At 67.5% G+C, this 13797-nt stretch carries 14 protein-coding genes; 6 read left to right on the top strand and 8 right to left on the bottom strand.

All coding sequences use genetic code 11. The annotated features are described in order from the left end of the window. Positions 1 to 19: 19 nt before the first annotated feature. From ABTY98_RS05880 to ABTY98_RS05870, 3 genes are all read right to left on the bottom strand, one after another. Positions 20 to 760, bottom strand: coding sequence for an ABC transporter permease (locus ABTY98_RS05880; RefSeq protein ID WP_352219631.1), 741 nt, complete (start codon positions 758 to 760; stop codon positions 20 to 22). Next, the gene (locus ABTY98_RS05875) at positions 642 to 2687 is read right to left on the bottom strand and encodes a recombinase family protein (protein ID WP_352219884.1); all 2046 of its coding nucleotides are present in this window, start codon (positions 2685 to 2687) and stop codon (positions 642 to 644) included. The genes ABTY98_RS05880 and ABTY98_RS05875 overlap by 119 nt, the downstream gene beginning before the upstream one ends. 1670 nt (positions 2688 to 4357) lie before the next feature. Next, on the bottom strand, positions 4358 to 4498 hold the full coding sequence (locus ABTY98_RS05870; protein ID WP_352219630.1) for a VOC family protein: 141 nt from the start codon (positions 4496 to 4498) through the stop codon (positions 4358 to 4360). A 129-nt stretch (positions 4499 to 4627) separates the two neighbouring features. On the opposite strand from ABTY98_RS05870, the gene ABTY98_RS05865 reads away from it, so the two are divergent. Next, positions 4628 to 5095, top strand: coding sequence for a transposase (locus ABTY98_RS05865; protein WP_502994158.1), 468 nt, complete (start codon positions 4628 to 4630; stop codon positions 5093 to 5095). A gap of 84 nt (positions 5096 to 5179) precedes the next feature. Further along, a complete protein-coding gene (locus ABTY98_RS05860; protein ID WP_352219629.1) occupies positions 5180 to 5746 on the top strand; it encodes an SMI1/KNR4 family protein in 567 nt (188 codons plus the stop codon). A gap of 356 nt (positions 5747 to 6102) precedes the next feature. Here ABTY98_RS05860 and ABTY98_RS05855 read toward each other — a convergent pair whose 3' ends face one another. The 4 genes from ABTY98_RS05855 to ilvA all read right to left on the bottom strand — a co-directional run bounded on the left by ABTY98_RS05855 (position 6103) and on the right by ilvA (position 9558). Further along, positions 6103 to 6882, bottom strand: coding sequence for an ABC transporter permease (locus ABTY98_RS05855; RefSeq protein WP_352219883.1), 780 nt, complete (start codon positions 6880 to 6882; stop codon positions 6103 to 6105). 17 nt (positions 6883 to 6899) lie between these two features. Beyond that, on the bottom strand, positions 6900 to 7103 hold the full coding sequence (locus ABTY98_RS42245; RefSeq protein ID WP_502994157.1) for an integral membrane transport protein: 204 nt from the start codon (positions 7101 to 7103) through the stop codon (positions 6900 to 6902). Next, positions 7100 to 8113 (bottom strand): ATP-binding cassette domain-containing protein, encoded by a 1014-nt coding sequence (locus ABTY98_RS05845; RefSeq protein WP_352219628.1) that lies wholly within the window; start codon positions 8111 to 8113, stop codon positions 7100 to 7102. The genes ABTY98_RS42245 and ABTY98_RS05845 overlap by 4 nt, the downstream gene beginning before the upstream one ends. A 215-nt stretch (positions 8114 to 8328) precedes the next feature. Then, a complete protein-coding gene (gene ilvA / locus ABTY98_RS05840; RefSeq protein WP_352219627.1) occupies positions 8329 to 9558 on the bottom strand; it encodes a threonine ammonia-lyase in 1230 nt (409 codons plus the stop codon). Between the two features lie 167 nt (positions 9559 to 9725). On the opposite strand from ilvA, the gene ABTY98_RS05835 reads away from it, so the two are divergent. From ABTY98_RS05835 to ABTY98_RS05825, 3 genes are all read left to right on the top strand, one after another. Further along, the gene (locus ABTY98_RS05835) at positions 9726 to 10220 is read left to right on the top strand and encodes a MarR family winged helix-turn-helix transcriptional regulator (protein ID WP_352219882.1); all 495 of its coding nucleotides are present in this window, start codon (positions 9726 to 9728) and stop codon (positions 10218 to 10220) included. A gap of 156 nt (positions 10221 to 10376) precedes the next feature. After that, complete coding sequence (locus tag ABTY98_RS05830; RefSeq protein ID WP_352219626.1) at positions 10377 to 10883, top strand: sigma factor-like helix-turn-helix DNA-binding protein; 507 nt, start codon at positions 10377 to 10379, stop codon at positions 10881 to 10883. Next, on the top strand, positions 10880 to 11128 hold the full coding sequence (locus ABTY98_RS05825; protein WP_352219625.1) for a hypothetical protein: 249 nt from the start codon (positions 10880 to 10882) through the stop codon (positions 11126 to 11128). Before ABTY98_RS05830 ends, ABTY98_RS05825 begins: the two co-directional genes overlap by 4 nt. A gap of 13 nt (positions 11129 to 11141) precedes the next feature. Here the strand turns inward: ABTY98_RS05825 and ABTY98_RS05820 are convergent, their stop codons facing one another. Beyond that, positions 11142 to 12296 carry a cystathionine gamma-synthase gene (locus ABTY98_RS05820; protein WP_352219624.1) on the bottom strand — a complete coding sequence of 385 codons (1155 nt, stop codon included), beginning with the start codon at positions 12294 to 12296 and terminating at the stop codon, positions 11142 to 11144. Positions 12297 to 12487: 191 nt separating this feature from the next. Between ABTY98_RS05820 and ABTY98_RS05815 the strand changes: the two genes are divergently transcribed. Continuing rightward, positions 12488 to 13606 (top strand): hypothetical protein, encoded by a 1119-nt coding sequence (locus ABTY98_RS05815; protein WP_352219623.1) that lies wholly within the window; start codon positions 12488 to 12490, stop codon positions 13604 to 13606. Positions 13607 to 13797: the final 191 nt, after the last annotated feature.

The following is a 13797-nucleotide window of genomic DNA, read 5'->3' as shown; positions in this document are numbered from 1 at the left end:
TTGTCATGACTGCCTTGCGTCACGCCGTGGCCGAGCGGTACTTGCGGACCGCGAGCGTCCGGAAGACCAGGATGATCACGACCGACCAGATCAGCGAGGCCCAGACCGGGTGCTGCATGGGCCAGGCGTCGGATGCGCTGAAGCCCGGCGGCAGGTTGCCGAACAGCTCACGGCTGGCCTGCACGGTCGCGCTGAACGGGTTCCACTCCGCGATGTGGCGCAGGAAGGCCGGCATCTTGCCGGCGTCCACGAAGGCGTTCGAGATGAACGTCAGCGGGAACAGCCAGATCAGACCGCCCGAGGTCGCCGCTTCAGGGGTGCGCACGGTCAGGCCGATGAGTGCGCCGATCCAGGAGAACGCGTACCCGAGCAGTAGGAGCAGGCCGAAGCCGGCGAGTACCTTGCCGATGTTCTCGTGCGTGCGCCAGCCGACTATCAGCGCGACGACAGCCAGGACGACGAGGGTGAGCGCGGTCTGCACCAGGTCGGCGAGAGTGCGCCCGGTCAGCACCGCACCACGCGCCATGGGCAACGACCGGAAGCGGTCGATGAGGCCCTTGTGCATGTCGTCGGCGATACCCGCTCCCGCGCCCGCGGTGGCGAAGGTCACCGTCTGCGCGAAGATGCCGGCCATCAGGAACTCACGGTAGGACTGGGTGGAGGTGGACGAACCGACCTGGATCGAGCCGCCGAACACATAGGTGAACAGCACCACGAACGTGTGCGTGGGTGTGGTTCTGGTTGCAGCCGTCCCCGGCACCCTCGCAGAGCTCCAGAGCCTCAAGATCCAGCGCCGCGAACTTCGGATCGATGCTGCCCGTGACCTCCATGGGAGGCAGGACCATGAGCGGCGGTACAGAAACCCCACCAGAACCCTTCAGGGCCTCCATGGCAGCCTCCCAGGCGCCTGAGGTTCGCCAGCCTTCCGCACGCCTCCTCACGGCATTCCAGGCGTTCCCGGAGACCTCTACCTCATTCCAGCGAGCAGCAGTCCGCAGCTTCCACAGGATCGCTACGAACATCTCGCGCTTGGGTGTCCGGTTCTGACGGAAGTCGGGGAGAAGGGGATCAACCGTCGCCCATTCCTCATCACTGATCTTGAGTGGCACCAACGTGCCCGTCTCCCGATGCCACTCGGCGAGGGGATCAGCGATCCCCTTCCGATGCGACTTGCCCTTGCCCACCACCTGCACGCGAATGTCCAGCAGGTCAAGGAGGTCCCGGCGCTGCGCGGCCGTGAAGGAGTCCAACGCGGTCGCCTGGTTCTCCACCAGGGCAACGATCTCATCCGCCCGCTGCTGCTGATCTTCGGCTTCCCTGAGCCATCGAGCCACGCGCTCGCGCTCAGTGGCTAACTCGTCTTCCTTCGCCTGGAGCGCTTGCTTCACTTCACGGATCGTGGATTCATCGATCTCGGCTCCCGCCCCCTCACTCAATTCTTCTTCGAAGAGCTGAGTAAGCTTCGCGAGCAGCTGCACCTTACGGCTGGACCTCTTCTTCTCGATCTGCGCGTCCAGCTCAGCCAGACGCTTTCGGTACGTCTCAGCGCGCGCCGGGATCGCTCCCAACCACTTGGCAGCGAGCGCCCGGAACTTGCCCACGTCGGAGAGCAGTGCCTCAATCTCAGCCCAGATGACCTTTTCCACGTCGGGCGCAGGAAGTTCCGAGCATTCACACTTCAACCCCAGCCGTTTCCCCATGCACCGGTAGTAGCCAATGGAAGATTCGACATTCTTTCCACCCGTGTAGTAGCCACCGCATGCTGCATGCAGGCGGCCGGTGAACAGGTAGTGGGTGAGGTTCTTCTTCTTGAACGATCGCCGATTGAGGGCCTTCCGAAGGTCCTCCACCCGCTTCGGATCGGCGATAGGCCGAGGCACCGCGATCCGGAAGAGTTCAAAGGTCTCCTCTTCGTCGTCTTCGGTCGTGCGCTCAATGCGGAACTCCACGTACCCGTCAAGGGCAGTGGAGTTGAGACGCCTCGCAAGGTTCGCACCCGTCCATAGCAGGCCCTTACGAGTCCGGGAGCCAATGGTGTTCAGGTGCTCTGCTGCCTCATCCCGTGAGTAGCCGAGGTCCACCAGCAGACCCGCAGCGACGTTGATCACTTGCACCTCGTCCTCACAGAGGACCGGGATCGCCTTGCTTCCCTTACCGCTTAGAGTCACGCCGTAGGGCGGCTGACCGAGAGGCCAACCACCAGCGGCCAGCTTCTGATCCCGACCGCCCATGGTTCGCTCAAGGATCAGGGTGTGCTCCAACTCCGCCATGTAGGAAAGCAGGCTGAGCATGATGCCGAACAGTTCGTCGTCACTGTCCAGCCGGCCGTCCGCCGTGGCCACCCTGATCTTGTGATGCTTGGTGGCGTTGAACACCCAGAGGTGGATGTCCTCCATGGTCCGCCCGATGCGGTCTAACTTGCCGAACACCACGAGGTCGATGAGATCCCTTTCGATCGCCTCAGTCATCTCGTCGAGGTCAGGGCGAGAGTCCTTCTTTCCCGACTCCCCACCATCGATGTAGACCTTTTGGATCTTGTATCTGCCTGCACCGATCTTGTAGTCCAGCCATGACCTGCACTGCTTTTCCTGAGTGTCGAGGCCATATCCCTCGACCTGCTTCGCGGTCGACACGCGAAGGTAGACAGCTACCCGAAGCACACTCCGAGCGGTCCGACGCCCGCGCATGACGGTACTCTTCCCCATGTCAGTCCCTCCGAGACTGGCAGGCTGGTCCACGACCGGCCTGGTCCCAGGGGGCGGCAACCCTCTGGGACCTCCATGTGATGTCCCATCAGCTTACTCGCCCCACTGGTTATTCGGCAGGCGGTCTCTGAAATCCGGCGCCGTTCCTGCGCCCCTTGGGCAAGCGGCCGAACAAGAGGTCCGCGAATCGCTGCTCTTCGCGTTCGCCCCACTCGACTGCGCGCCAGCGCGAAACCACTTCGCCGGGCTTCGGCTGCTTCTTTTTCGGGCAGCTCATTCGCTCTGCCCCTGCTCGTCTCGCGCAGCCCGAGCGAACTCCCGGTTTAGGGCGAGTTCTTCCGTGATCCCCGCAGCGAGTTGGGCAGCACCAGGGGTATGACCGGAGCCGACGTAACGCCAGGTCGCTTCTATGACCACTCCCTCTCGCGTTGAGTCTTCGCCCTCTCGGTGAGCGGCGCGGTCAGCGCGCAATGCCGCGTAGGTGCTTGAGATCGAGCAGCGTCAAGCGCCATGCCCGTACCAGCTCCCCTAGTCGCGCGCGATCAACCAGCGCACGCCCACGGGTGACCAACCCGACGCACGCCAGACACGCCCCGACCGTACCCAGCTTTCGTGTCCTCAGTCAGCGTCTGACGTCGTCTGGGCGGTGGCTCTCCAACCTCCGCCGGAAACCCTGTAGGCACGGCTCGCGACTTGGAACCGCGACAGCGAGGCTGTCAATTGCGGCAAGAAGTTCCTCTATTTCCCCGGGGCCGGGATGCGCAGAAATGAAATCCGAGTAGCTATCTTCCGCCTTCTGCCAGCGCAGCATTAGACAGGCGGAAAGAAACATGTTTCCCTTCTTACTTGGAGTTTCCGCCTCTGCTGCGATGATCCTAACGGCGCGAGTTATCTGCTTTTTCCTGTCCGCGTGCAGCAACGCGTAAAGCGCCACAGAGCGCTCATAGTGAGCCCATCCGCTCCGAGGTGTGAGCGTGATCGCGCGATTATGATCCGAAAGCGCATGCTCATATCGAGGGTGACGGACTCGATCCTGACATTCCCTGGATTGAGGGATGTGGCACTTCGCCTGGCGATTGAGGGGCGGCGGCAGCAGCAGCAGCGTCAGCCTCGTGGCGGCGCTGCCGATATGTTGCGAGCCTTTTATCGAAATTCTTTAGAGTCAAACCATACTGAGTCAACTGAACACTAATGGATTCCATCGCCTCCAGAGCATCGGAAACAGACTCGTCTACGTAAGTAGTGATGGCCTGCGCTTCGCGAGCGGAGCCGTCCATTTGCCTCAGTAGGGTCGACTTCCCTACCCTGCCGGGCCCTCGCACATGAAAAACGAACTGAGTAGTTTCCTCTGGCGGCTGCTTCAAGATGTCTCTAAATTTCGACAACTCGTCATGCCGGCCGACGAATCCGCTTTGCCTCTGCTTGCGGATCAATGCATGTCTCGAAAGCCGTTGCACCACCGCGCTCACCCCCCGTTGATGCGGGAAACGGGGCTACATCAGCCCTCTCCTCATTCTTGCAGAGCGTTACGACCCGCGCAGGGCTTCCTACACTTTGTCCCACACCTGTACGGCGTTTGTAGAGGTCGCAGTCATTGCCCATGCGCTGAAGGGTGTCCCGCAATGAGCAAGCCGAGGTGCAAGCAACCGGTCTCACGCGTCTTGGTAGAGGTTGACGATGTTGCCGTCGGGGTCGCGCAGCCACACCGAACGGCGTCCCCAGGGCTGGGTTGTTGGCGGCTTGAGGATCTCGATGCCCTGAGCCCGCAGTCGTTCGCTCGCAGCGGCAGCCATCGATCCAGGCACCATCGAATCCATACCCTGCGTGGTGCAGAACGACAGAACTGCACCGGGAACCGTCGCCCGAGCGAAGGGGTCGCCGCTCCCTTCGGCATCTGCGTCCAGTACTGCGACATAGACGCCGTGGCCGACGGTGTTCGCACTGCCGACACCGTTCCCGCCGCCACCAGGGGATTCGACGCGGGTAAGAAGGTCAAGGGCCGCAAGCGGTTCATCGTCACCGACACCCTCGGTCTGCTGCTGGCCGTGCACGTGGTCGCGGCCAGCGTCCAAGACCGCGATGGTGCCAAGCACCCACTGCTGTGGACCCGCCTCGACCACCCAGATGTGCGGAAGGTCTGGGCCGACCAGGGCTTCGCCGGCCGTCTGGTCGACTGGACCTCCCAGATCCTCGGCCGCGAGCTCGAGATCGTCCGCAGAGACCCTGGCCAGCGCGGCTTGCAGGTGCAGCCGAAGCGGTGGGCGATTGAGCGCACGCTGTCGTGGATCACTGCCCACCGGCGCCTGGCACGCGACTACGAGAGCAGCCCGGCTCACTCAAAGGCCATGATCCGTTGGGCGATGATCGGGGTCACATGGTCCGCCGCCTGACGCGGGGTAGTCCTGCCACTCGGCCCGGCCCCAAACCGCTTACCCAGCTGCGGTGACGCGTCAGAACGCCAGTACCGTGCTGCTGTGACCAGTGACAAGGCCGACCGCCGCGGGCTCTGGGACGACGCTGCGGTCCGTGCCCGTGTCGCCGCCATGGCTCAAGGAGACCCTGGGCGTCAGCGTTTCGGGTCCTCACACCATGGATATCGACTTCGGCCTCCTCTGGCAGAGGACACGATCTGGCTGTTCGAGCAGCAGCACGGTGTCCGGCTCCCCGCTTCCTACCGCAGCTTCCTCAAGGATGTCGCCGACGGAGGAGCGGGACCGGACTACGGGCTCCTAGGCCTTACAGAGGAAGTGGACGACGAAGAGGCCCTGCACGACCTTCGAGAAGAGGGCCGACGCGCGGGCTTCCTGTCCACGCCGTTTCCGCACACCACCGAGTGGCCGGGGCCGGGCAAGGACGGTGATGCCAACTACTCGGTCGGAGGGAGTCTGGTCATCGGGGAGTGCGGTTGCGGCACGTTGCACCGGCTGGTCGTCACGGGGAGGAACGCTGGCCAGGTCTGGCTCGACGATCCTGACTGGGGTGGCCTGACACCGGGCCCGGACTTCCGAGACTGGTACCTGGCATGGCTGGCTACGACCTGACTGCTGTGGCCCGAGGCCCGTCCGGGCGAGCTAGTCGGCAGATCTCAAACGCGGTCTCAGACCTGAATGGTTCAGACCCACTCCACCTCGGACTGAATTCTCAAGGATCCTCCGGGGAGCGGCAGAGGCGTTCGCGGGGCATCCTGCACGAGTCTCTGCCGCTTCCGCTGAGCGCCGAGTGCGTTCAGCACGGCGGCTCTCTCTTCCTCACTGCGGTCCACCAAGGCATCGGCGATCCGCCGCAACGCCTCATTCACGTCAGTGCGCGTGACCGCTCGAAGCCGGCGTCGGACCGGCGTTCTTGACCGTCAGAGGAAGCAACTTCTTACCGTACGTCACAGTTGAGAGAGCCGTGCTCAGCCAGCCGCCCGACGATACTTACGCACCGCGAGCGTCCGGAAGGCCAGGATGATCGCGACCGACCAGATCAGCGAGGCCAGGATCGGGTGCTGCATGGGCCAGGCGTCGGACGCGTTGAAGCCCGGCGGAAGGTTGCCGAACAGCTCACGGCTGGCCTGGACGGTGGCGCTGAACGGGTTCCACTCCGCGATGTGGCGCAGGAAGGTCGGCAGGTGGCTCGCGTCCACGAACGCGTTCGAGATGAACGTCAGCGGAAACAGCCAGATCAGACCGCCCGAGGTCGCCGCTTCGGGGGTGCGCACGGACAGGCCGATGAGCGCGCCGATCCACGAGAAGGCGTATCCGAGCAGCAGGAGCAGGCCGAATCCGGCGAGCACCTTGCCGAGGTTCTCGTGTGTGCGCCAGCCGACGATCAGGGCGACGACCGCCAGCACGACGAGGGTGAGTGCCGTCTGCACCAGGTCGGCGAGAGTGCGCCCGGTCAGGACCGCGCCGCGCGCCATGGGCAACGACCGGAAGCGGTCGATGAGGCCCTTGTGCATGTCGTCGGCGATACCCGCTCCCGCGCCCGCGGTGGCGAAGGTCACCGTCTGCGCGAAGATGCCGGCCATCAGGAACTCACGGTAGGACTGGGTGGAGGTCGAGGAGCCGACTGTGATCGAGCCGCCGAACACGTAGGTGAACAGCACCACGAACATGATCGGCTGAATCAGCCCGAAGATCAACATCTCGGGAATCCGGCCCATGCGAATCAAGTTTCTGCGGGCCACAACCATAGAGTCGTTCACGGCGCTCACTTCACCAGCTCCTTCAGGGCGCCGAGCCGTCCGTCTCGGAGGAGCGGCGAGATAAATCCTGACCGACATGTGCGAACAGGATTCGGGATCCGGGACATCCGGATCAGGTTGCGTTTCGCGGCCACCATCGAGTCGCGGAAGGACTGGCTGACGGCGTTGCCGGGGGCGGCTACCCGCACGATGTCGCTGACGGCACTCACTTCACGGCCTCCTTGCGGCTGTTCTTGCGGGTGTCCTTCTGGTCCTGCTCGCCATTGCCCTCGGCCTTCTCCTCGGCCGTGTGTCCGGTCAGGGACAGGAAGACGTCGTCGAGGGTGGGGCGGCGCAGTGCGATGTCGTCTATCTCGATGCCCCGGGTGTCCAGCTCGCGGATGACCTCGGCGAGCAGCTTGGCGCCGCCGGTAACGGGGACGGTGAGCTTGCGGGTGTGCTCCTCGACGGTGGTCTCGCCCTTGCCGAAGCCGTGCAGTACCTCGGCGGCGGTCGGGATGTGACCGCGCTCGTGCACCACGACCTCGACGCGCTCGCCGCCGGTGCGGGCCTTGAGCTGGTCGGAGGTGCCCTTGGCGATGACCCGGCCGTGGTCGACGACCGCGATGTCGTGGGCGAGGTGATCGGCCTCTTCCAGATACTGGGTGGTGAGCAGCAGCGTCTTACCGCCGGAGACGAGCTGTTTGATGACCTCCCACAGCTGCTGGCGGTTGCGGGGGTCGAGGCCGGTCGTCGGTTCGTCCATGAACATCACGGGCGGGGAGACGACCAGGGCGGCCGCGAGGTCGAGGCGGCGGCGCATGCCTCCGGAGTAGGTCTTGGCGGGGCGGTCGGCTGCGTCGGCGAGGTTGAACTGCTCCAGCAGCTCGGCCGCGCGGTCCTTGGCCTGCTTCGCCCGCATCTGGTAGAGACGGCCGACCATCTGCAGGTTCTCGCGGCCGGTGAGGTATTCGTCGACCGCCGCGAACTGTCCGGACAGGCCGATGGAGCGGCGTACGGCGTCCGGTTGGCTGACCACGTCCATGCCCGCGACGACCGCTTTGCCGCTGTCGGGGCGGAGCAGGGTCGTCAGACAGCGGACGGCCGTCGTCTTGCCCGCGCCGTTCGGCCCGAGCAGTCCGAGGACCGTGCCTTCGGGGACATCGAGGTCGACGCCGTCCAAGGCCCTTACGTTGCCGAAGGTCTTGACCAGGCCTTCGGCATAGATGGCGCCTGGCATATGAGTCTCCACGTCGTCGAGGATTCTTCGAAAAAGGCTAGGTATGCGCGCTTCGGGCCGCCTATGGTTTTCGCCTGCGCGACTGCAGGCGGGCGCGGCCGTGGCCACGCGAACACACCATAACGCGATGTATCGCGTCCGTCGACAGGTTTTCCCGAACGAGTGAGTGAACAGAGCCGGACCTGGTTGTTTCCCGCCGGGAGCGGAACCCCCGCTCAGTCGATGACCGTGTAACCGGCCTCGCGCAGCGCCTGCCCGACCTCGGTGCAGTGCACGGGTCCCTTGGTCTCCAGGTGCAGCTCGACCTCCGCCTCCGAGAGCCCGAGCCGGGGGTCGGTCCGGACGTGGCTCACGTCCAGGACGTTGGCGTCGACGGTCGACAGCACCCCGAGGAGGGTGGCCAGGGCGCCCGGCCGGTCGGTCAGCCGTAGCCGTACGGCCAGGTAGCGGCCCTGCGCGGACATGCCGTGCCGCAGTACCCGCTGCATCAGCACCGGATCGACGTTCCCGCCGGACAGCACGGCGACGACCGGTCCGGCGAAGCTGCCGGGCTCGGCGAGCAGCGCGGCGACCGGGGCTGCGCCGGCCGGTTCCACGACCAGCTTGGCCCGCTCCAGGCAGAGCAGCAGCGCGGCGGCGAGCTGGTCCTCGCCGACCGTGCGGACCTCGTCGACCAGATCCTCGACCAGCGCGAACGGCACATCGCCGGGACGTCCGACCCTGATGCCGTCGGCCATCGTCAACGGGTTCTCCACCGAGACCGGGCGCCCGGCCGCGAGCGAGGGCGGGTACGCGGCCGCGCCCTCCGCCTGGACGCCGACGATCCGTACGTCCGGCCTGATCGCCTTCACCGCCACCGCGATCCCGGCCGCGAGCCCGCCGCCGCCGATACCGACGACGATCGTGCCGACCTCCGGGCACTGGTCCAGGATCTCCAGGCCGACCGTGCCCTGACCGGCGATGATGTCGGGGTGGTCGAAGGGGTGGATGAACACCGCGCCGGTCTCGGCCGCGTACTCCTGGGCGGCGGCCAGCGTCTCGTCGACCACCTGACCGTGCAGCCGTACCTCCGCGCCGTACTCGCGGGTCGCGCTGATCTTGGGCAGCGGGGCGCCGTTGGGCATGAACACCGTGGCGTGCACGCCGAGCAGCGCGGAGGCCAGTGCCACGCCCTGGGCGTGGTTCCCGGCGCTGGCCGCCACGACCCCGGCGGCGCGCTCCTCGGGCAGCAGCCCGGCGATGCGCACATACGCGCCGCGCAGCTTGAACGAACCGGTCCGCTGGAGGTTCTCGCACTTGAGGTGCACCGGCGAGCCGACCAGCTGGGACAGATGCCTGCTGCCCTCCATCGCGGTCACCCGTGCCACGCCCGTGAGCATCTTCTGAGCGCCGCGTACGTCGTCGAGGGTGACGGGGTGCAAGGAGTCAGCCGTGCTGTAGCTCATGGCCCAAGTCTCGCAGTTCACAGGCCGAAGACTCGGGTGTGACCAACCTCCGAGACCGGTTTGCGCAGCCCCGGTACGGCTCGCCCCCCGTCCGCGTACTCTGTCCCCCACACCAGCACTCTTCATGAAGTGAGCCTCCGGCCATGCCCACAACACCTGAAATGTCGATGGACATGACGACCGTCGGTGACACCGGTCTCCTCGACACGCTGCAGCACGAGGTGGCGGTGTTCGCCCGCCGTGCCGAACAGACCCGGCTCGGCGGCGTGGGGCAGGTGCGCAACTCCATGGACCGCGCCGCGTATCTGCTGCTCAACCGCCTCGACAAGGAAGGCCCCATGGGGGTCAAGGCGCTCGCCGCGAGCATGGGGATCGATTCCTCCACGGTCACCCGGCAGGTGGCTCCGCTGGTCGACACCGGGCTCGTCAAGCGCACCTCGCACCCCGAGGACGGGCGGGCCGTGGTGCTCCAGCTGTCCCCGCGCGGGCTGTCGCGGCTGGACGAAGTGCGTTCGTCGCGGCGCCAGTTGATGGCGGAGCTGACCCGGGACTGGGAGCCGGAGGAGCGCGAGACGTTCTGCGCGCTGCTCACGCGCTTCAACAGCGCCCTGTCCGCGCGGATGACCGTCCAGCCGGGCACGGACACACCGCCGGCGTCCTGAACCCCGGCGGGGACCGGTCCGCGGAACATCCGGCACGCGTGCGTGCCGCGCGGCTCTTGACCGTGGGGTCACCGCTGGCCTCAGATGAGACCGGGCCCCCGTCGTGTCCGCGTCCCGGTCCCGTGACGCGGTGGGCCCCGCAGACGGGGAGGCACGGTGCGCGATCGGCAGGCGTTCCAGGACGCCCGCCGGGCCCGGGAGTTCGAGGCGTTCGTCGCGGGCGCGGCAGGACGGCTGCTGCATGCCGCGACCCTGCTCACCGCCGAGGCCCCGGACGCCAACCCACGCGCGCGGCGCCTGCTGACCCTCGCCCTCGCGCACACGTACGCGTACTGGGACCGGCTGCGCGGCGAGGACCCGTACGACCTGGCCCGCCGGCACCTCGCCCTGCGCTTCGCGAACTCCGCCTGGCACCAGTACGGCGGCCCGCTCAGCCGCGCCCGGCCGCACCCGCGCAGCGCCCTCGCCGTCCTCACACCCCAGGAACGCCTGATCCTGGTGCTACGTCTGTACGAGGGGGTCGCCGAGGAGCAGACGGCGGCGCTGCTCGGCCTGCCCACAGAACGCGTGCACGCCCTCTGCGACCGGGCGACCGCCACCCTGCTGCATCCGCCCAGGAAAGCGGCGCCCACGGTGCTGGGGGCGAAGGTGGCGCCGTCGTGAACCGCATCCAACGCGAGGCCGCCGCCCGGCGGATCATGGAACAGACACCGTCACCGGTGCCGCCCGACCTCTACGGCGAGGTGCTCCGCCGGGGCGGCCGCATGCTGCGCCGCAGACGCGCGGCCCGCCGCCTGCTGTGGCTGCTGCTGTGCGCGGCGGCGGTGGCGTTCACCGTATGGGCGGCGCTGGTCCGACCCTGGGCGCAGCCGCCGTCCACGACGACTCCGCCCATCGTCGGCTGGTGAGCCGGCCGCGCGTCTAGCCCAGCGCCTGCTGGAGGTCCTCCAGCAGGTCGTCGATGTTCTCGATGCCCACGGACAGGCGCACCAGGTCGGCGGGCACCTCCAGCGCGGAACCGGCCGCCGAGGCGTGCGTCATCCGGCCAGGGTGCTCGATCAGCGACTCGACACCGCCCAGGGACTCACCCAGGGTGAACACCTTGGCGCGGTTGCAGACCTCGACCGCCGCCTCCTCGCCGCCCGTGACCTGGAAGGAGATCATGCCGCCGAAGGCCTTCATCTGCTTGGCGGCGGTCTCGTGACCGGGGTGCTCGGGCAGGCCCGGGTAGAGGACACGCGTCACGCGCGCGTGCCGGCTCAGCATGTCGGCGACCCTGGTGGCGTTCTCGCTGTGCCGGTCCATGCGCACCGCGAGCGTCTTGCTACCACGCAGCACCAGCCACGAGTCGAACGGCCCGGCGACCGCGCCCATCGCGTTCTGGTGGTAGGCCAGCTCCTCGCCCAGCGCCTGGTCCGACACGATCAGCGCGCCGCCGACCACGTCCGAGTGACCGCCCATGTACTTCGTCAGCGAGTGCACGACGACGTCCGCGCCGAGCGAGAGGGGCTGCTGGAGGTACGGCGTGGCGAAGGTGTTGTCGACGACGAGCCTGGCGCCCGCGCCGTGGGCGACCTCGGCGGCGGCGGCGATGTCGGTGATGCCGAGCAGCGGGTTGGACGGGGTCTCCACCCAGACCGCCTTGGTCTTCGGGGTGATCGCGGCCCGCACGGCCGACGGGTCGCTGGTGTCGGCGACGGACCAGTCCACGCCCCACCGGGAGACGACCTTCGCGAACAGCCGGAACGTGCCGCCGTATGCGTCGTTCGGGATGACCACGTGGTCGCCGGGGCTGAGCAGCGTGCGCAGCAGGGCGTCCTCGGCCGCCAGCCCGGACGCGAACGCGAGCCCGCGGCGCCCGCCCTCCAGCGCGGCGAGGTTCTCTTCCAGGGCGGTCCTGGTCGGGTTGGCGCTACGGCTGTACTCGTAGCCGCCGCGCAGCCCGCCGACGCCGTCCTGCTTGTAGGTCGAGACCTGGTAGATCGGCGGTACGACCGCACCGGTGAGGGGGTCCGCCGTGTTGCCCGCGTGGATGGCGAGCGTCTCGAAGTGCTGACTGATGTGCCTGTCGCTCATAGGTCATGAGCCTAGTGGTCACGCGCCCCGAACACGCGCCCCAAAGGGGCGCGGGGAACTGCGCGACCAGCCCCCACCGGCCCGCGGCCGAACGACCACCTGCCACCGCCCCTTTCTCAGCACCCGGCAAGTTGTCCACAGGCGCCGACACCGGTTGGCCAATTGTCGGCGCCGTCTGGTTCGCTTGACGCATGGCGATTCTCTGGGCCCTGATGGCGCTGCTCCTGCTGAGCTTTGTGCTGCTCCCCGTCCTGCGGCGGCGGCGTGGCATGATCGAGCAGGTCCACCCGAGCCACCCGGACGCCGCCGACCCGGCGGACTACGGCTTCGTGCGCGAGGAGGACCTGGACATCCGGATGCCCGGACCCGACCAGGACCTGCTCGACGTCCTGGACCTCGTGCAGCGCACCCAGGACTACCACGCCGCGGCGCAGCTGCTCGCGGGCACGGAGATCGCGGGCGAGCTGCGCTGGCAGCGCGTGCAGGCCTTCGCAGGCGCGGCGGCGCTGGAGCTCCAGCAGCGGCCGGGCGGGGTCAGTGAGACGCCGGGCGGGCAGTGGCTGCGGGTGTGGCGGGCCGAGCACCCCAAGGACGCGGGCGGCGCGGCCGTGCATGCCGAGTTCCTGGTCCAGCAGGCGTGGCGGACGTCGACACCGGGCACGGACGACTTCCGGATCATCATGGAGGAGGCCAGGGACGCCTGCGGGCAGGCGGCGCTGCTGTCCCCCGGGGACCCGGTGCCGTACATCGTCGAGCTCTCGGTGGCCCGCGGGCTGAACTACTCGCAGCCCGAGTTCGAGAAGCTGTGGCTGAAGATCCTGGATCGCGCGCCCACGCACATGGGGGCGCATCTGGCGGCCCTGCACTACTGGTGCGAGAAGTGGCACGGCTCGCGCGAGCTGGCGTACTCGTTCGCCGAGGCCGCCGCCGCGCGCGCCCCGCAGGGCTCGCTGCTGGCCGCGATGCCGCTGTTCGCGGTCTTCGAGCACCTCCCCGAGGTGAACCTGGTGGCGAGCTTCTACCAGAGCGAGGTCGTCACCAAGGCCGTGCACGGCGCCCTGCACGCGGTGCACTCGGCCCGCCAGGACGACCCGATGCTCGCCCACGTCCGGCATCTGCTGGTCTTCTTCCTGGTCCGCTCCGAGCGCTGGGCGGAGGCCATGGGCGAGCTGATACACGTCGACGGGCATGTGGGGGCCCTGCCGTGGACGCTGTCCGCGAACCCGGCCGCCGAGTTCACCCTCTACCGCGCGCTGGCGGTCGCGGGCTACGAGGCGAACGGCGGCAACCCGGCCACGCTGCCGAGCTGAGCCGAATACCCGTCCTGACCTGCGGTACGGCACACTCCGGCGCGTCGTTGTCGGCTCCCTTTTACCGGGGTGCTGCGGGGAGACCTGCCCGATGGGTGCGACTCTGCGGGCGCTACGCGCCCATGAGCCCCGGAGGTCATGGTCCAAGGGCAGCGGAGCTGCTGCCCCACGGGCGTGGCGCCCCCGCCCCG

The sequence above is a fragment of the Streptomyces sp. NPDC096040 genome (genome assembly GCF_040303265.1).
GTDB lineage: Bacteria > Actinomycetota > Actinomycetes > Streptomycetales > Streptomycetaceae > Streptomyces.
The sequence above is the reverse complement of the archived record's forward strand: the minus strand, read 5'-3'. Positions and strand labels throughout refer to the sequence as shown.

Coding starts and splice junctions, on each gene's coding strand:
- ABTY98_RS05815 (WP_352219623.1), top strand. CDS start 12,488: ATGGCGATTCTCTGGGCCCTGATGGCGCTGCTCCTGCTGAGCTTTGTG.
- ABTY98_RS05845 (WP_352219628.1), bottom strand. CDS start 8,113: ATGCCAGGCGCCATCTATGCCGAAGGCCTGGTCAAGACCTTCGGCAAC.
- ABTY98_RS05820 (WP_352219624.1), bottom strand. CDS start 12,296: ATGAGCGACAGGCACATCAGTCAGCACTTCGAGACGCTCGCCATCCAC.
- ilvA (WP_352219627.1), bottom strand. CDS start 9,558: ATGAGCTACAGCACGGCTGACTCCTTGCACCCCGTCACCCTCGACGAC.
- ABTY98_RS05855 (WP_352219883.1), bottom strand. CDS start 6,882: ATGGTTGTGGCCCGCAGAAACTTGATTCGCATGGGCCGGATTCCCGAG.
- ABTY98_RS05875 (WP_352219884.1), bottom strand. CDS start 2,687: ATGCGCGGGCGTCGGACCGCTCGGAGTGTGCTTCGGGTAGCTGTCTAC.
- ABTY98_RS05835 (WP_352219882.1), top strand. CDS start 9,726: ATGGACATGACGACCGTCGGTGACACCGGTCTCCTCGACACGCTGCAG.
- ABTY98_RS05870 (WP_352219630.1), bottom strand. CDS start 4,498: ATGGCTGCCGCTGCGAGCGAACGACTGCGGGCTCAGGGCATCGAGATC.